The organism is Myxococcota bacterium, assembly GCA_041389495.1.
Lineage (GTDB): Bacteria > Myxococcota_A > UBA9160 > UBA9160 > UBA4427 > JAWKRT01.
The window spans coordinates 335,312-352,472 of sequence record JAWKRT010000003.1; the positions used below are offsets into that span (position 1 = coordinate 335,312).

14 protein-coding genes are annotated in these 17,161 nt (G+C 76.4%); 8 read left to right on the forward strand and 6 right to left on the reverse strand.

What is annotated here, in order from left to right:
• Positions 1-28 precede the first annotated feature (28 nt).
• Together R3E88_17795 and R3E88_17800 are read right to left on the reverse strand one after the other, a co-directional pair.
• Entirely contained in the window at positions 29-1,483 is a 1,455-nt protein-coding gene (locus R3E88_17795) for a Na+/H+ antiporter NhaC family protein (protein ID MEZ4218337.1), read from the reverse strand.
• A gap of 120 nt (positions 1,484-1,603) precedes the next feature.
• The gene (locus tag R3E88_17800) at positions 1,604-2,173 is read right to left on the reverse strand and encodes an RNA polymerase sigma factor (GenBank protein MEZ4218338.1); all 570 of its coding nucleotides are present in this window, start codon (positions 2,171-2,173) and stop codon (positions 1,604-1,606) included.
• Between the two features lie 96 nt (positions 2,174-2,269).
• Here R3E88_17800 and R3E88_17805 point away from each other — a divergent pair, with 96 nt between their 5' ends.
• The 4 genes from R3E88_17805 to R3E88_17820 all read left to right on the forward strand — a co-directional run bounded on the left by R3E88_17805 (position 2,270) and on the right by R3E88_17820 (position 4,596).
• Complete coding sequence (locus R3E88_17805; GenBank protein ID MEZ4218339.1) at positions 2,270-2,953, forward strand: sigma-70 family RNA polymerase sigma factor; 684 nt, start codon at positions 2,270-2,272, stop codon at positions 2,951-2,953.
• Complete coding sequence (locus R3E88_17810) at positions 2,950-3,612, forward strand: NrsF family protein (GenBank protein ID MEZ4218340.1); 663 nt, start codon at positions 2,950-2,952, stop codon at positions 3,610-3,612. Before R3E88_17805 ends, R3E88_17810 begins: the two co-directional genes overlap by 4 nt.
• Positions 3,609-3,881 carry a nitrate/nitrite transporter NrtS gene (nrtS, locus tag R3E88_17815; protein ID MEZ4218341.1) on the forward strand — a complete coding sequence of 91 codons (273 nt, stop codon included), beginning with the start codon at positions 3,609-3,611 and terminating at the stop codon, positions 3,879-3,881. The genes R3E88_17810 and nrtS overlap by 4 nt, the downstream gene beginning before the upstream one ends.
• A 70-nt stretch (positions 3,882-3,951) precedes the next feature.
• On the forward strand, positions 3,952-4,596 hold the full coding sequence (locus R3E88_17820) for a histidine phosphatase family protein (GenBank protein ID MEZ4218342.1): 645 nt from the start codon (positions 3,952-3,954) through the stop codon (positions 4,594-4,596).
• A gap of 18 nt (positions 4,597-4,614) precedes the next feature.
• On the opposite strand, the gene R3E88_17825 is transcribed toward R3E88_17820, so the two are convergent.
• The 4 genes from R3E88_17825 to R3E88_17840 all read right to left on the reverse strand — a co-directional run bounded on the left by R3E88_17825 (position 4,615) and on the right by R3E88_17840 (position 9,438).
• Positions 4,615-5,460, reverse strand: coding sequence for an SDR family NAD(P)-dependent oxidoreductase (locus tag R3E88_17825; GenBank protein MEZ4218343.1), 846 nt, complete (start codon positions 5,458-5,460; stop codon positions 4,615-4,617).
• 8 nt (positions 5,461-5,468) lie between these two features.
• A complete protein-coding gene (locus R3E88_17830) occupies positions 5,469-7,145 on the reverse strand; it encodes a carbon starvation protein A (GenBank protein MEZ4218344.1) in 1,677 nt (558 codons plus the stop codon).
• A 73-nt stretch (positions 7,146-7,218) separates the two neighbouring features.
• Entirely contained in the window at positions 7,219-8,907 is a 1,689-nt protein-coding gene (locus R3E88_17835) for an AbgT family transporter (GenBank protein ID MEZ4218345.1), read from the reverse strand.
• A 36-nt stretch (positions 8,908-8,943) separates the two neighbouring features.
• Entirely contained in the window at positions 8,944-9,438 is a 495-nt protein-coding gene (locus R3E88_17840) for a VanZ family protein (protein ID MEZ4218346.1), read from the reverse strand.
• A gap of 153 nt (positions 9,439-9,591) precedes the next feature.
• Between R3E88_17840 and R3E88_17845 the strand changes: the two genes are divergently transcribed.
• Genes R3E88_17845 through R3E88_17860 form a run of 4 tightly spaced genes read left to right on the forward strand, consistent with a single transcriptional unit; the run spans position 9,592 to position 17,137 of the window.
• The gene (locus tag R3E88_17845) at positions 9,592-10,635 is read left to right on the forward strand and encodes a D-alanine--D-alanine ligase (GenBank protein MEZ4218347.1); all 1,044 of its coding nucleotides are present in this window, start codon (positions 9,592-9,594) and stop codon (positions 10,633-10,635) included.
• Entirely contained in the window at positions 10,632-11,780 is a 1,149-nt protein-coding gene (locus R3E88_17850; GenBank protein MEZ4218348.1) for a KamA family radical SAM protein, read from the forward strand. Before R3E88_17845 ends, R3E88_17850 begins: the two co-directional genes overlap by 4 nt.
• Positions 11,777-13,372 carry a murein biosynthesis integral membrane protein MurJ gene (gene murJ, locus R3E88_17855; GenBank protein MEZ4218349.1) on the forward strand — a complete coding sequence of 532 codons (1,596 nt, stop codon included), beginning with the start codon at positions 11,777-11,779 and terminating at the stop codon, positions 13,370-13,372. The genes R3E88_17850 and murJ overlap by 4 nt, the downstream gene beginning before the upstream one ends.
• A gap of 6 nt (positions 13,373-13,378) precedes the next feature.
• A complete protein-coding gene (locus R3E88_17860) occupies positions 13,379-17,137 on the forward strand; it encodes a hydantoinase B/oxoprolinase family protein (protein MEZ4218350.1) in 3,759 nt (1,252 codons plus the stop codon).
• Positions 17,138-17,161 lie beyond the last annotated feature (24 nt).

The following is a 17,161-nucleotide window of genomic DNA, read 5'->3' on the forward strand; positions in this document are numbered from 1 at the left end:
CGGCGCGGACGGCCGCGCGGCACCCCGGTCACACCAGGGCGACGACCGCGACCGTCGACGCCAGCGCGCCGAGCGCCGCGCTCCCGAGCGCGAGCGGCAGCTGTGTCGCGACGTGGTCCACGTGGTCGCAGCCGGTGAACATGCTCGACAGGATGGTCGTGTCCGAGATGGGCGAGCACTGGTCGCCGAACACGGCACCGCCGAGCACCGCGCCGAAGCAGATCTGCACGAACGTCGCGTCCGGCAGGACGGCCCACGCGAGCGGCATCGCGAGGGGGAAGACGACGCCGTACGTGCCCCACGACGTTCCGGTCGCGAACGCGATGCCCATGCACAGCGCCATCAGGGCGGCCGGGAGCGCGGCGGGCGGCATCGCGCTCCCGAGCAGGTTCACGACGTAGGGACCCGCGCCGAGGTCGGTCGACACGTCGCCGATCGTCACCGCGAGCCCGAGCACGATCGCACCGAGCGTCATCTTCTGGCAGCCCGCGACGAAGGCGCCGACCACCCGCGAGAGCGACATGCCGCGCGCCCACGCGACGCCCATCGCCGTGAGCGCGGCGAGCGCGAAGGCCTCGTTGTCCCAGATCGACCCGGTGACGAAGTAGCTCCCGATCGCGATGCCGAGCAGCGCGCCGAGCGGCGCCAGGAAGTCGACGAGCGACGGTGTGTAGCTCGCGTCCTCGAGCTCCTCGGGCGCGTCGGCCGCGGCGGGCGGGATCATCGGCTGCGCGCCCGCGCGGTCGAGCAGGCCGTCGCGCTCCGCGCGCTCGCGCGCGGCGCGCATGCGCCCGAACACGGGCAGCACGCCGAGCGCGAAGAGCAGCGTCGACGTCACCGCGAACAGCGCGTAGAAGTTGTACCGGATCGCGTCGTAGAACATCGCCTTGCCCGCCGCCTCGTCGGGAAGCAGCGCGGGGATCGTGCCGGCGACGGTTCCCGCGACGAACGCGGGCCACGCGTTGAACGGCAGGATCGTCGCGACCGGCGACGAGGTCGAATCGACGATGTAGGACAGCTCCTCGTGGCTCACGCGATGCGCGTCCGCGACCGGCTTGACCGTCGACCCGGTGAGCACGGTGGAGACGGTGCCCCCCTGGTGGAAGACCATCCCGAGCGCCCATCCGAAGAGCATCGACGAGCGCCGGCCGCGCGCGACGCGCGCGCCCACCGTCTCCGCGAAGTGCCTCGCGCCGCCCGTGCGCTCCCACAGGCCCAGCAGTCCGCCGAGGCACCACAGGTAGATGAGCAGGATCTTGGCGTACTTCGACGAGCCGAGCGCCGGGATCAGGTAGCGCGTGATCGGGTTCGCCTCGCTCCAGGCGGCGGCGTCGAGCAGACCGCCGTGCGTCGCGGCGACGACGACGCTGCCCGAAAGGACGCCGGCGAAGAGCGATGCGATGACCTGTCGCGTGGCGAGGGCGAGGACGATCGTGACGAGCGCGGGGACGAGCGACAGGATCGTCGGGGACGCCTCGGTCATCGCGCCGCAGGGTAGCGGCGATCGCGCCGCGCGCGGCGCTCGAACCGACCGCGGCACCCGCACCTGCCCGTGGCCCGGGCGTCGGTGCGAAGCGCCGGGCCCGCGCGGGCGGCGCCGCGTTCAGGCGCCGTCGGCCTCGAGCAGCTCGCGCAGGTGGCGGCGCGCGCGGAACGCGCGCGTCTTCACCGCGCTGCGGCCGAGGCCCACGCGTCGCGCGTAGTCCTCGTAGCTCTCGTCGTCGAGCGCGCAGCGCGCGATCACCTCGCGCTCCGTCGGCGCGAGCCCGGCCAGGCAATGGCGGAGCCGCGCGCGCGCTTCGCGCGCGACGAGCAGGTCGAGTGGGCCGGGGCCGGTCGCGCGCAGTGCGTCGATCGCGTCCGGCGCGGCCCGGTCGTCCGGGCCGGCGGCGGCGCGCGTCGCAGCGCCGCGGGGCCGACTGCGCTCCCGACGCAGCCACATCAACGCCTCGTTCACGACGATCCGGTGCAGCCAGGTCGACGGCTGCGCCTCGCCGCGGAAGCGTCCGGCCGCGGCGAGCGCCTTCGCGTAGGCCTCCTGCACGACGTCGTCGGCGACGTCCCGGTCGCGCACGATGCGCAGCGCGACGGCGAGCATCCGCGACCGCAGGCCGCCGAGCTCGGCTTCGAGGCAGGCGGGACGGGTGGGCCGCGGGGAGGGTCTCGGAGCCATGCGCTGGGGTACGCTCCGCCGCCGCTCGCGGTTACGGCGCGCCGCGCGATGCGCGCCGCGCCGATGCGCGCGTAACCCGTCGAGGGCTTCTGGCGTATGACCGAGCGACGCGGCTCTCGACCGGCCGAGGGCGCGCCGGCGGGGCGCGACGGCGCGGACGCCGCGCGCTGGCGCGACTGGATGACGCGCGCGCAGCGCGGCGACGCGACGGCCTACCGCAAGCTCCTCGAGGAGCTCCTGCCGGTCGTGCGGGCGCAGGTGCGCGCACGGCTCTTCGACGCCGCGCTCGCCGAGGACGTGGTGCAGAACGCGATGCTGAACCTGCACCGGGCGCGCGCGACCTACCGCGCGGAGCGGCCGTTCCTGCCCTGGCTGCGCGCGATCGTGCGCAACGCGACGGTCGACGCGCTGCGCGAGCGGGCGCGCCGCAGCGCGCGCGAGCTCGCCGTCGACGACGTCGATTCGGTCGCCGCCCTCGCGCGCGATGCGAGCCCTCGCGGGGCGAGCGCAGACGACGGCGAGGCGCGCGTGCGGCGCGGCGAGCTCGCGGCGGAGCTCGAGCGGGCGCTCGCCGCGCTGCCGCCGCGCCAGCGCGAGGCGGTCGAGCTGCTGCACGTGCACGGTCTGTCGGTGGCCGCCGCCGCCGCGCGTGCGGGCACGACGACCGGCGCGCTCAAGGTCCGCGCACACCGCGGCTACCGCGCGCTGCGCGCGCGGCTCGGCGGGCACGCGAGCGACGGGGCGCGCGGTCCGCGTCGGGACGGGGAGGACGAGCGGTGAGCATCGATCCCCGCGACGCCGAGCTCGTCGATGCGCTCGCCGCGGACCTCGCACCCGTGCGCGCCGTTCCGCGCGTCCGCACCTCCCTCGCGCTCGCGCTCGCGGCGTGGGCGCTCGTCCTCGTCGCGCTCGGCGCGCCCGCGCGGGTGAGGCCCGACTGGGCGGCCGCGCTCGCGACGCGGCTCGACTTCGCGGCCGCGGCGTTCGGGCTCGCGATCGCCGCGGTCGCCGGCGGCATCGCGGCGCTCGCCTCGATCGTTCCGGGGCGCGAGCGGCTGGCCGCGCTCGCGGCTCGCACCTGTGCGATCGCGCTCTTCGCAGCGGCCGTCGGCGCGGGGGCCGCTGCCGCGCTCGGCGGCTTCGCGCGCAGCGTCCCGTTCGAAGCCGATCGCGCCTGCCTGCTCGAGGCGCTCGCCTTCGGCGCCGCTCCGGCCCTCGTGCTCGCCGCCCTCTGCGCGAGGGGCTTCGCCGCGCACGCCGCGGGCAGCGCAGTCGCCGTGCTCGTCGGCGCGGGCGCGCTCGGCGCCAGCGCGATCCACGCGCTCTGCCGCGTCGACGGCGCCGTGCACGTGCTGCTCGGGCATGTCGGTGCGCCGCTCGCGGCCGCGGTCGTGCTCGGCCCGCCGCTCGCGCTCGCGCTGCGAAGGTGGGCGCGGTGAGCGTCGAGCGCGCGGAAGGGCCGGACGCCGCGCCGCCGCCGGGCTTCCTCGCGCTCGCCGCGCGCGCGCGCGTCGTGCGGCGAGCGCTCGGCTACGCAGTCGTCGTCGGGAGCGTGCTGATCGCGATCAACCACGGCGACGCGCTGCTCGCGGGCGACGTCTCCGCGCGCCGCCTCCTCAAGATGGCCCTGACCGTGCTCGTCCCGTACTGCGTCTCGACGCTGTCGAGCGTCGGCGCGCTTCGCGATGCGGCGGCGACGCGTCGTTAGGCGCCCGCGCGCCGCGCGTTCCCGGACGCGGTCGACAGGTGGCCGCGCTCGTCGGTAGGCTCGGCCGGCCATGTCGAAGCCCGCCCCCGAGCTGCTGCTGATCCGCCATGCGGAGAGCGAGTGGAACGCGATCGGCCGATGGCAGGGGCACGCGGACCCTCCGCTGTCCGCGCAGGGGAGGGCGCAGGCCCTCGCGCTCGCCGACGCGCTCGCGCGCGAGCGCGTCGACCGGCTCGAGGCGAGCGACCTCGCCCGCGCGCGCCAGACGGCGGACGCGCTGGCGGCGCGCTGGGGAGTCGCCGTCCGCACGGATGCGATCTATCGCGAGCTCGACCTCGGCGCCTGGTCGGGCCTGACGCGGGCCGAGATCGAGGCGCGCGACGCCGCGCGCCTCGCGCCGTTCGACGCGGGCCACCCGGACGCGCGCGCGCCGGGTGGCGAGTCGCGCAGCGACCTCGCGGCGCGTGCGCGCGCCGCGCTCGAGTCGCTGTGCGCGCGCTGCGCGGGCGAGCGGGTCGCGGTGGTGACGCACGGCGGCTTCGTGCGCGCGCTGCTGCCCGAGCTCGGGCGCGACGGCGCCGTGCGGCACGCGGTCGCGAACGCGAGCGTCCATCGGGCGCGCGCCGACCAGCTCCTCGCGGCGCTGCGCGCGCGCACGGCCGGGGGGCGGGCGGCCGGCGGGGAGTGGCGACCGGCCGGCGACGAGCCGTTCTGAGCGGAGCCGAGTGGAACCCTAGTCGGGCGCGATGCGCGCGCGGCCGCGCGCGCCGAGCCAGGCCACGAAGCCCGGCGACACGCGCTTCGCGAACCACAGCGCCCACGATTCGGGCGAGATCGGCGCGAGCCCGCGGTCGCGCTCGATCGCGCGCAGCACGCCGCGCGCGACGCGCTCGGCCGTGTAGCCGCGCCGCCGGTAGCCGGCGACGAGCTGGTCGCGCATGGCGGAGGTGGCGAGCGGCCCGCGGAGCTTCGCGTTGCGCGTGATCGGCGTGTCGATGATGCCCGGGCAGACGGCGCTCACGCCGATGCCCGCCGGCGCGAGCTCGTCGCGCAGCGCCTCCGACAGCCCGACCACCGCGAACTTCGTCGTCGAGTAGGCGGCGAGCGCCTGGGACGCGAAGTAGCCGGCGAGCGAGGCGACGTTCACGACGTGCCCGCCGCGCGCGCGGGAGACCATGCGCGGCACGAATGCGCGGCAGCCGTGGACGACGCCCATCAGGTTCACGTCGACGATCCAGCGCCAGTCCTCGAGCGTCGTGTCCTGGAAACGCGCGCCGATCGCGACGCCGGCGTTGTTCATCAGCACGTCGACGGCCGGGACGCGCGCGTGCACCTGGTCGGCGAACGCCGAGACGGCGGCGGCATCGGCGACGTCGACGCGCGCGGCGAGCGTGGCGGCGCCGGCCGGCCGGGCGAGCGCCGCGATGCGCTCGCCCGTCTCCGCGAGGCCCGCCTCGTCGAGGTCGCAGAGGGCGAGGCTCGCGCCGCGCGCGGCGAAGGCGAGCGCGCTCGCGCGCCCGATTCCCGACGCGGCGCCCGTGACGACGACCCAGCGCCCTCCGAGGTTGCGCACGTCCACGCGGGCGCTCAGTCCGCGCGGCCTGCGGCGCGTGCCGGGCGGGCGAGCAGGCGCAGGCCCTCGAACACGAGCCAGACGTCGAGCGCGAGGATGATCGCGCCGGAGAGCGCGAGCAGCGTGCGATCGGCGAAGTGGCGGAAGTAGCCGATGACCTCGGCGCCCATCGCCCAGATCGTCGTGACGGCGACGAAGACCATGGGAACGGCCGTGTAGACGGGGCTCCTTCCCTGGCTCCGCAGCCAGACGGAGACGATCAGCAGCGTCACGCCGGCGACGAGCTGGTTCGTCGTCCCGAAGAGCGGCCACAGCGCGAGCCCGCCCTTGCCCGAGCCCTCCGCGAGCGCGAGCAACAGCGCCGCGCCGATGCCGAGCGCGCCCGCGACGTAGCGGTTGGTGAGGGCGCGCACCCCGTAGGCCTCGGCGAGCTCGGCGATCACGAGCCGCTGGATGCGCGCGCCCGTGTCGAGCGACGTCGCCGCGAAGGCGATCACCATGACGGCCATGAAGGTCTTCGCGGTCGCGAGCGGGATGCCGAGCGCGGCGACGAAGGCCGCGCCGCCGTTCACGAAGGCACCGAGCTTCGCCGAGAGGCCGTCCGCGGCGCCCCAGCTCGCGTAGTGCACGTGCCACTCCTCCGCGTTCGCGAAGCCGGCCGTCGCCGCGAGCACGGCGAGCAGGCCGAGCGCGCCTTCTCCGAGCATGCCCGCATAGCCGATCGGTCGCGCGTCCGTCATGCACGCCACCTGCTTCGAGGTCGTGCCCGACGACACGAGCCCGTGGAAGCCCGAGATGGCGCCGCACGCGATCGTGATGAAGAGGAACGGGATCATCGGCGGCGCGCCCTCGGGCGCCGCGTTGACGGCGGGAGCGACGATCGTCGGCTGCAGGACGGCGAGGCCGCCCGCGAGCAGCGCGAGGCCGGTGACCAGCTGGTGCGCGTTCAGGAAGTCGCGCGGCTGGAGCAGCAGCCAGACGGGCAGCACCGAGGCGACGAACGAGTACGCGAGCAGGAGCCACACCCACGTGAGCGCCGAGATCGACGCGATCGACGGGAAGGCGCGCGCGAAGGCGTCGCCGTAGAAGATCGACACGAGCAGCAGCACGTAGACGACGAGCGACGGAACGAGGATCGGGACGCCGCGCCGGTAGGTGAGCCATCCGAGCGCCATCGCCGCGAAGATCTGCACGTTGATCGGGAAGATCGCGCCCGGGTTGCTCGCGAAGAGCGTGCCGATGATGAACGCGAAGACGGCGAGCACGATCCAGATGAGGAACGAGATCACGACGAGGAAGAGCGTGCGCGCGCGCGGGCCGATGACCGCGCCGGCGATCTCGCCGATCGAGCTGCCGCGGTGGCGGAGGCTGATGACGAGCGCCGCGAAGTCGTGCACGGCCCCCATGAAGACGGTGCCGAGCGTGACCCACAGCAGCGCCGGCAGCCATCCCCAGATGACCGCGATCGCCGGGCCCACGATCGGTGCGGCGCCGGCGATCGACGTGTAGTGGTGACCCCAGAGCACCCACTTCGAGGTCGGCACGAAGTCGACGCCGTCCTCGAGCTCGACGGCCGGCACCGGCTCGTCGTCGCGCAGCGCGAAGAGGCGTTCCGCGAGGAAGCGCGAGTAGTAGCGGTAGCCGAGTGCGAAGCCGGCGAACACGAGGGCGGCGAGCACGGCGGCGTTCACGGGCGTCTCCTCCGAGCGCGCGCCGCGCCCGAGCGGCGCGCAGGATATCCCAGCGCGCGCCGCGCGAAGCGGGCTAGCCGGCCGCCCCGGCCGCGTAGACGAGGGGGCCCGTCGCGCCGAGGGGAAGGCCGAGCTCGATCCACACGACGAGCATCGCCGTCCAGGCGACGAGGAAGGCCGCCGCGTAGGGGAGCATCAGCGCGACGATCGTGCCGAGGCCCGAGCGCGGCAGGTGCTGCCGGAGGAAGGCGAGCACGATGATCATGTACGGGTTGAGCGGCGTCACGACGTTGGTCGCCGAGTCGCCGATGCGATAGGCGACCTGCGTGAGCTCGGGGCTGATGCCGGCGGCCATGAACATGGGCACGAAGACCGGCGCGAAGAACGCGTACTTCGCGGACATCGACCCGATGAACAGGTTGCCCGCCGCGACGACGCCGACGAACGCGACCATCAGCAGGCTCGACGGGAGCGCGGCCCGCGCGAGGGCGCGGCCGCCCTCGAGTGCGAGCATCTCGCCGAGGTTCGAGAAGCGGAACCAGTCGATGAACTGCGCGGCGAAGAACGCGAGCACGATGTACGAGCCCATCCCCGACATCGTGTCGGCCATCATCGCGGCGAGGTCCTTGTCGCTGCGGATGCGCCCGACCGACGCGCCGTACACGACGCCGGGCAGCAGGAAGCCGAGGAAGAGCAGCGGGACGATCGCGCTCACCCAGCGCGGGAAGCGTCCGTCGACGCCGTGGAGCGGCGCGCCCGGCACGAGCACGAGCGCGACGAGCAGGGCGGCGCCGAGCGCGCACGTCGCGAGCGCGCGCCGGAGCGCGCGCCGCTCGCGCGCGTCGTCGCCGCCCGTGGCGAGCGCGTCGGCGACGGGGGCGGAGGGGCCGCCGTCCTCCACCGGCTTGCCCGCGAAGCGCGGCTCGACGAGCCGCGCCGTCACGCCCCAGCCGACCGCCGTCAGCAGCGCCGTCGACGCGATCATGAAGTAGAGGTTCGCGTTGGCGGCGACGGCGTACTCCGGGTCGAGCAGCGACGCGCCCTCGGTCGAGAGCTCGGCGAGCAGCGGGTCGAGGCTCGTCACGAACAGGTTCGCGCCGAAGCCGCCCGCGACACCTGCGAACACGGCGGCGAGCCCGGCGGCCGGCGAGCGACCGGCCGCGCGATAGAGCGCCGCCGCAACGGGGGGCAGCACGACGTAGCCCGCGTCGAGCCCCATCGACGACATCACGCCGACGAACACCATCGCCGGCGTGAGCAGTGCGGGCGGCGCCGCGCGCATTGCGCGCGCGAGCAGGGCGCCGATGAAGCCGCTGCGCTCGGCGACGCCGATGCCGAGCATCCCGACCAGGACGACGCCGAGCGGCGCGAAGCCGACGAAGGCGTCGACCATGTGGTCGAGCGCGTAGTAGAGGCCGTCGGCGTCGAGCAGCGTGCGCGCGCGCACGACGACCTCGCGCGTCGCGAACGCCGCACCTCCCGTGCGCGCGTCGACGACGCCGACGCGCAGCGCCTCGCCGCTCACGGGGTCGACCACCGCGTGGCCCGCGGCGTCGAGCGCGGGCGCCGTCACGGCCTCGCGCACGGTCTTCGCCACCTGCCAGTCGAGCGCGCTCGCCACGTGCGAGAGCGCGACGACGGCGACGGCGCCGAGCGCGAACAGGGTGGCCGGGTCGGGCAGCGCGTTGCCGACGCGCTCGATGCGATCGAGCCACGAGCGGCGGGGGCCTCCGCTGCGCGTGCGCTCCCGGTCGTCGGCCATCACCCCCTCCCTCCGCTCGGCCGCGCGCGGCGCGCGTCAGCGTCCGTCGTGCCCGCCCGGCGCGAGCCCCTGCGTCGCCTCGAACAGCGCGCGCCCGCGCGCGCGCTTCTGCGCGAGCCAGATGCCGAGCGCGAGCGCGCCGCCCGCGACGTCGAGGACGACGTCGGACGCGGCACCGGTGCGGTGCGCGGTCTTCGTCTGCCGCGTCTCGTCCGCAGCGGCGAGGGCGAGGACGCACGCGAGCGCGGCGGCGACGACGAAGCGCATGCGCGCGCCCGTCGTGATCGCGAGCGCGCGCCCGACGAGGAGCGCCAGCACGCCGTACTCGACGACGTGCGCGAGCTTGCGGACCGCGAAGAGCGCGCGCGTGCGCGCGACGGCGTCGAGCTCGGGGCGCAGCCAGTCGAGCAGCGGGCCGAGGAAGCGCGACGTCTCGCTCGCCGAGAAGCCGTCCGTGCCGAGGCCCCAGACGAAGCCCGCCCACGCGAGCGCGACGGCCCAGGCGAAGATCGTGCGCGCGCGGCTCTGCACTCGCTCCTCGCCTCCCGCCTACGCGCGCGCCGGCCGGCGCGTGCGCGGCTCCCCGCGCGCGACCGGCCGTGGCCCGCGCGAGCCCGCCCTCCGGTGGCGCGCGCGAACCGTAGCCCGTGCCGTCGCGCGCGCCGCCGTGGCTATGCTCCGCGCGTGCCTGCGCCCCTCGCGATCGGAATCGTCTTCGAGACGCACGAGAGCTACGCGCGCGCGCCGCACGAGCCCGCCGATTTCGCCGCCGAGTACGAGCCGGTCGCGACGATCGAGGCGCTCGAGGCGGCGATCCGCGCGATCGGCCACCGGCCGGTGCGGCTCGGCACGCCGCACGCGCTGCTCGCCGCGATCGGGAAGGGCGAGCTCCCGCCGCTCGACGCCGCGCTGTCGATCGCGGAGGGCCGCGGCTCGCGCAATCGCGAGGCGTGGGCGCCCGTGCTGCTCGAGATGGCCGGCGTGCCGCGCCTCGGCTCCGACGCGCTCACGCTGTCGACGAGCCTCGACAAGCTGTGGACGCTCGAACGCGTCGCTGCCGCGGGTGTGCCCGTGCTCCCGCACACGTGTCTCGCGAGCGCGGACGACGCGTTGCACGCGCCGCTCCCCGACGCGTTCCCGCTGTTCGTGAAGCCGCGCTGGGAGGGGACGGCGAAGGGCGTCGAGCGCACGTCCGTCGTGCACGGGCGCGATGCGCTCGCGCGCGAGGTCGCGCGCATCGCGCGCGACTACGCGCAGCCCGCGCTCGTCGAGGCCTTCGCGCCGGGCGCCGAGTACACGGTGACGGTGGTCGGCTCGGCGCCGCCGCGCGCGCTGCCCGTCCTGCAGCGCGCGCTCGAGCGCGAGTCGGGCATCGGCCTGCACGCGCTCGAGCGCGCGGGCGCGGCCGCGCCGCCGCCGGGCGGCTATGCCCACCACGTCCCCGGCGCCCTCGACGCCGGCCTCGAGGCGCGCCTCGGCGAGCTGGCGCTCACCGCCTGGAAAGCGCTCGAATGCCGAGACTTTGCGCGCATCGACTTCAAGCTCGACCGCAGGGGCGAGCCGGCCCTCCTCGAGATCAACACGCTGCCCACCTTCGCGCCCGACGGCAGCTTCGGCGTGCTCGCCGAGCTGGCCGGCACGACCTACGAGGCGCTCGTCGGCGAGGTGCTGGCCGAGGCGCTCGCGCGGCTCGGGCTCGCACCGGGCCGCGCGGCGGACGGCGCGTGAGCGCGGCGCTCGACCTCCCGCGCGTCGCGCCGCCCGACGGCGTCGACCCGCGCGCGTGGCGCGACTGGACGTGGCAGATGCGCGCGCGCGTGCGCTCGGCCGACGACCTCGCGCGCTTCGTCGCGCCGGACCCGGACGAGGTCGCGGCCATCGACGCGCTCGCCGACCGCTTCCGCTTCGTGATCACGCCCTACTACGCGCGGCTCATGGACCCGCTCGACCCCGCGTGCCCGATCCGCCGCCAGGTCGTGCCGCGCACGGCCGAGCTCGGAGACGCGCGCGGGCTCGCCGACCCGCTCGACGAGGTCGCGCACTCGCCCGTCAAGAACGTGGTCCGCGTCTACCCCGACCGGATCGCGTTCTGCGTCAACAACGAGTGCGCGCTCTACTGCCGCTACTGCCTGCGCAAGCGGATGGTCGGCGACGAGGCGTGGACGATGCAGAAGCGCGAGCTCGAGCGCGCGCTCGACTGGATCCGCGCGACGCCCGCGATCCGCGACGTGCTGCTCACGGGCGGCGACCCGCTCGTCTTCTCCGACGCGCGACTCGACTGGCTGCTCGGCGAGCTGCGCGCGATCCCGCACGTCGAGGTGCTCCGGCTCGGCACGCGGCTTCCCGTCACGTTGCCGTACCGGGTGACCGACGCGCTCTGCGCGATGCTCGAGCGCCACCACCCCGTCTGGGTCAACACGCACTTCAACCACCCGCGCGAGTGCACGGCGGACGCGGCCGAGGCGTGCGACCGGCTGCTGCGCGCGGGCATCCCGGTCGGCAACCAGAGCGTGCTCCTGCGCGGCATCAACGACGACGTCGCCGTGATGAAGGAGCTGTGCGAGACGCTCGTGCGCATGCGCGTGCGACCCTACTACTGCTACCAGGCGCAGCTGCTCGAGGGCACCGCGCACTTCCGCGTGCCGATCGAGCGCGGCATCGCGCTCTTCCGCGCGCTGCGCGGCCGGACGAGCGGCTTCGCGATTCCGACCTACGTGCTCGACACGCCGTACGGCAAGGTGCCGCTCCAGCATCCGTACGCGCGCGGGCGCGACGGCGACGACTTCGTGGTCGAGACGTGGGACGGCCGCCTGTGGCGCGAGCCGAACCCGCCGGACGCGGCGGGCGCCGCCCCGGCGGCGGAGCGCGCGTGAGCGCACCGGGCGAACCCGCCGCCGCGCCGCGGCCCGCGCCGAGCGTCCGCGCCGTCGCGCTGCTGCTCGGCGCGAGCGTCGCGCTGTCGCGCGTCGTCGGGTACGTCCGCGAGATCACGCTCGCGAACCAGCTCGGCGTGGGCAGCTCGTCCGACGCGTACAACGCGGCGTTCACGATCCCCGACGTGCTCAACTACCTGCTCGCGGGCGGTGCGCTCACCGTCGCGTTCGTGCCGTTCTACACGCGCGTGCGCCGCGAGCGCGGCGACGCGGCCGCGCAGCAGCTCTTCGAGACCGTGCTCGGCACGACCGCCGCGCTCGTCGTCGTCGCGACCTGCGTGCTGTTCGCGCTCGCCGACGAGCTCGTGCGCGTCGCCTTCTCGGGGTTCGACGCGCCGACGCGCGCGCTGACGGCGCGCCTCTCGCGCATCCTCCTCCCGGCCCAGGTCTTCTTCGTGACGGGCGGGATCGTGCGCGCGGTGCTGATGGTCGAGGGCCGCTTCGCGACGCACGCCGTGGCGCCCGTCGTCTACAACCTCGGCATCATCGCCGGCGGTCTCGCGACCGGGACGCCGGAGGGCTTCGCCTGGGGTGCGCTCGCCGGCGCCGTCGTCGGCCCCTTCGCGCTGCCCGTCGCCGACCTGCTGCGCACGCACCGCGTCGGCCTCCGCATCGACCTCCGCTCGCGCGACTTCCGCACCTACGCGTGGATCGCGCTGCCGCTCATGCTCGGCCTCTCGCTGACGACCGTGGACGAGTGGTACGAGAAGCTCTTCGGGCAGGCGCTCGCGGTCGGCACCGTCGCGGTGCTCGGGTTCGCGCGCAAGCTCGTGCAGGCGCCGATCGCGATCGTCGGGCAGGCGATCGGCGTCGCCGCGCTGCCGACGCTCACGCGCCTGTGGAGCGAAGGGCGCACGGACGAGCTCGAGCGCGTGCTCTCGGGCGCGCTGCGCGCCGCGATCGGGCTCGGCGCGCTCTCGGCCGCCTTCGTGTTCGCGTTCGCCGCGCCGGTCGTCACGGTGCTCTACCAGCACGGCGCGTTCTCGGCCGAGGCCGCGGCGCGCACCGGGCGCGTCCTCGCCGTCATGAGCTTCGCGATCGTCGGCTGGATCGCGCAGCAGGTGGCGGTGCGCGCCTTCTACGCGCGCGAGGAGATGTGGCGGGCGATGGCGCTCGGCACGGCGATCGTCGTCGCGGTCGTGCCGCTCTACGTCTTTGCGGGTGGCGCCTACGGCGCGGAAGGCCTCGCCGCGGCCGGCGCCGTCGCGATGGTCGTGAACGCGGTCGCGACGCTCGCCTGGGCGCGCGCGCGCTTCGGCGGGCCTCGCCTCGGCCCGCTCGCGCGGTCGCTCGCGCGTTCGGCCGTGGTCGCCGCGGCCGCGGCCGCGGCGGGCCGCGCCGCGGGGGGCGCGGCCGTGGGCGCGCTCGGCGCCGAGGGCCGCGCGGCCGCGATCGCCGAGCTCGTCGCCGGCGGCGCGGCGTTCGCGGCGGCGGCGGCGATCGGGCTCGCGGCGGTCGGCGACGCGGAGACGCGCGCGACCGCGCAGCGGCTCGCGGGGCGCGCGGCCCGCCTCGCGCGCCGTCGGCGCTGAGCCGCCGTGGCCGGCGCGGCGCGCGGCGGCGGCTGGCAGCTGTGGGTCGACCGCGGCGGCACCTTCACCGACTGCATCGGCGTCGCGCCCGACGGCGCCGTGCACGTCTCCAAGCTGCTGTCGTCCGACGCGGCGCCGATCGAGGGGCTCCGCGCACTGCTCGCGCGCGCGGGCGCCGACGTCGGCGACGCGCTCCGCGGCGCGACGGTGCGCCTCGGCACGACCGTCGCGACCAACGCGCTGCTCGAGCGACGCGGGGCGTCGACGGCGGTGGTCGCGACGCGCGGCCTCGGCGACGTCTTCGAGATCGGCACCCAGGAGCGGCCCGCGCTGTTCGACCTCTCGGTCGCGCGCCCGCCGCGCCTGCACTGCGCGACCGTCGAGATCGGCGCGCGCATCGGCGCGCGCGGCGAGCCCGTCGCGCCGTTCGACGCGGACGAGGCGCGCACCGCGCTCGCGGCCGCCCGCGCGGCCGGCGCGACGAGCGTCGCCGTCGCCCTCCTGCACGCGACCGTCGACCCCGCGCACGAGCGCGCGTGCGCGGCGCTCGCGCGCGAAGCGGGATTCGCGCACGTCGTCGCCTCGCACGAGATCGCGAACGAGCAGGGGCTCCTCGCGCGCGGCGAGACGGCGATCGCCGACGCGTATCTGACGCCGCTCCTGCGGCGCCACGTCGACGCGCTCGCGGCCGCGCTCCCGGCGGCGCGCGTGCGCTTCATGCAGTCCTCGGGCGGGCTCACCGAGGCCGCGCGCTTCCGCGGGCCGAACGCGCTGCTCTCGGGGCCGGCGGGCGGCGTCGTCGCCGCGGCCGCCGTCGCGCGGCGCGCGGGCTTCGCGACCGCCGTCGGCTTCGACATGGGAGGCACGTCGACCGACGTGTCGCTCGTCGTCGACGGCGAGGTCGAGCGCGCGTTCGAGACGCAGGTCGGCGGCGTGCGGGTCAAGGCGCCGATGCTGCGCATCCACACGGTCGCCGCGGGCGGCGGGTCGCTGTGCGGCTTCGACGGCTTCGCGCTCACGGTCGGGCCCGGGAGCGCCGGCGCGCTCCCCGGCCCCCTCTGCTACGGGCGGCGCGACGCCGCGGGCGCGCAGCTCGCGACGCGCATCGCGGTCACCGATGCGAACGCGCTGCTCGGGCGCATCCAGCCCGACCGTTTCCCGTTCGCGCTCGACCTCGACGCGGTGCGCGCGGCGTTCGAGCGCGAGGCGCGCGCGCTCGGCGGAGCGCGCGCGCTCGGCAGCGCGCGGGGCGACGTCGGTGGGGGCGGCGCGGCGCGCGCGCGCGGGCCGGTCGAGCTCGCGGCCGGGTTCCTCGAGGTCGCGAACGCGCACATGGCCCAGGCGATCGCCGAGGTGTCGATCGCCCGCGGCGTCGACGTGCGCGAGGCGGCGCTCGTCGCGTTCGGCGGCGCGGCCGGTCAACACGCCTGCGCGGTCGCGCGACGCCTCGGCGTGCGCACGGTGCTGCTGCATCCGCTCGCGGGCGTCCTGTCGGCCTTCGGCATCGGCTGCGCGCCGGCGTCCTGGGACGGCGAGCGCGACGCCGGACGCATCGCGCTCCCGGCCGCGGAGCGGGGCGCGGCGGTCGGCCTGCCGCCGGCGATCGCGGGCGCGCTCGCGGCACTCGAGCGGGAAGGGCGCGCGGCGCTCGTCGACGCGGGCGAGGACGGCGACGCGCTGCGCGCGACGCGCTCGCTCGACCTCCGCTACGCCGGCACGGACACCGCGCTCGCGGTGTCGGCGCCCGAGGCGCGCGGCGACGACGCGCGCGCCTGGCGCGACGCCTTCGAGCGCGCGCACCGCGAGCGCTTCGGCTACGCGCGCGAGGGCCGCGACGTCGAGATCGCGGCCGTGCGCGTGCGCGTCGTCGGGCCGGAGGGCGACGCCTTCGCGGCGGCCCGGCCGCCGGCCGCGCGCGCGGGCGCCGCGCCTGCGGGTGCGGATGCAGCTGCGGGCGAGGTGGACGCCTTGCTCCGGCGCGAACGCGTGTGGTTCGAGGGCGCGGGCTTCGTCGACACGCCCGTGCTCGCGCGCGAGCGGCTCGCTTCGGGTGTCGAGCTCGCGGGCCCGGCGCTCGTGATCGAGGACGCGGGCACGATCGTCGTCGAGCCGGGCTTCCGCGGTCGCGTCGAGGCGGACGGCGTGTTGCGGCTCGACGACGCGATGCCGGCGCGCCGCGCGCCCGCGCGCGACGACGAGGCGCGCGAGACGGCCGCGTTCGACCCCGTCCGCATCGAGGTCTTCGGCAACCGCTTCATGTCGATCGCCGAGCAGATGGGCGCCGTGCTCCGCAACACGGCGGTGTCGACCAACATCAAGGAGCGGCTCGACTACTCGTGTGCCGTGTTCGACGCCGACGGCGGGCTCGTCGCGAATGCGCCGCACATCCCCGTGCACCTCGGCGCGATGAGCGAGACGGTGCGCTGCGCGATCGCGCGCTTCGGCGACGCGCTCGCTCCGGGCGACGTCGTGCTCGGCAACGACCCGTTCGAGGGCGGCTCGCACCTCCCCGACGTGACGGCGGTGACGCCGGTGTTCGCGGCCGGCGCGGATGCCGGTGGGGCGCGCCCGCTCTTCTTCGTCGCGAGCCGCGGGCACCACGCCGACATCGGCGGGCGCACCCCGGGGTCGATGCCGCCCGACTCGCGCACGCTCGAGGAGGAAGGCGTGGTGCTCGAGGCCTTCCGGGTGGTGCGCGCGGGGCGCTTCGACGAGGACGGGCTGCGGGAGCGGCTCGCACGCGCGCGCTTCCCGGCGCGGCGGCCCGACGACAACGTCGCCGACACCGAGGCGATGATCGCGGCGAACGAGGCGGGCGCGCGCGGGCTGCGCGCGTTCGCCGACGAGCGCGGCGCCGCGCTCGTCGCCCGCACCATGGGCGAGCTTCAGGAAGTCGCCGCCGCGAAGGTCGCGCGCGAGATCGCGCGCCTGCCCGACGGGCTCCACCGCTTCGCGGACGCGCTCGACGACGGCACGCCCGTCGCCGTCGCGCTCGACGTGCGCGGCGACCGCATGCGGATCGACTTCGCGGGCACGGGCCCCGCCTCGCCCGGGAACCTCAACGCGCCGCGGGCGGTCGTGCAGGCCGCGGTGCTCTACGTGCTGCGCTCGCTCGTCGCCGAGCGCTTCCCGCTGAACGGGGGCTGTCTCCGGCCGGTCGAGATCGCGATCCCCGCCGGCTCGCTGCTCGACCCGCCGCGCGGGAGCGCCGTCGTCGGCGGCAACGTCGAGACCTCGCAGCGCATCGTCGACGTGCTGCTCGGCGCGCTCGGCGCGGCCGCCGCCAGCCAGGGCACGATGAACAACGTGACGTTCGGCGACGAGCGCTTCGGCTACTACGAGACGCTCGGCGGCGGCGCGGGCGCGGGGCCGTCGTGGGACGGCGCGTCCGGCGTGCACACGCACATGACGAACACGCGCATCACCGACGCCGAGGTGCTCGAGAGCCGTGCGCCCGTGCGGCTCGAGACGTTCGCGCTGCGCCGGGGCTCGGGCGGAGCGGGCCGCCACCGCGGCGGCGACGGGCTCGTCCGCCGCTATCGCTTCACGGCGCCCGTCGCGGCGAGCGTGCTGACGGAGCGGCGCACGCGCGCGCCGTGGGGGCTCGCGGGCGGCGAGCCGGGCGCGCGCGGGAGCAACCGCGTCGTGCGCGCCGACGGGAGCGCGCGCGAGCTCGCGAGCCGCGCACACGTCGCACTCGACGCGGGCGACGCGCTCGAGATCGCGACGCCCGGTGGCGGCGGCTACGGCGCGCCCGAAGCGTGATGGAAGCGCCGCGCGGTGCTTGCC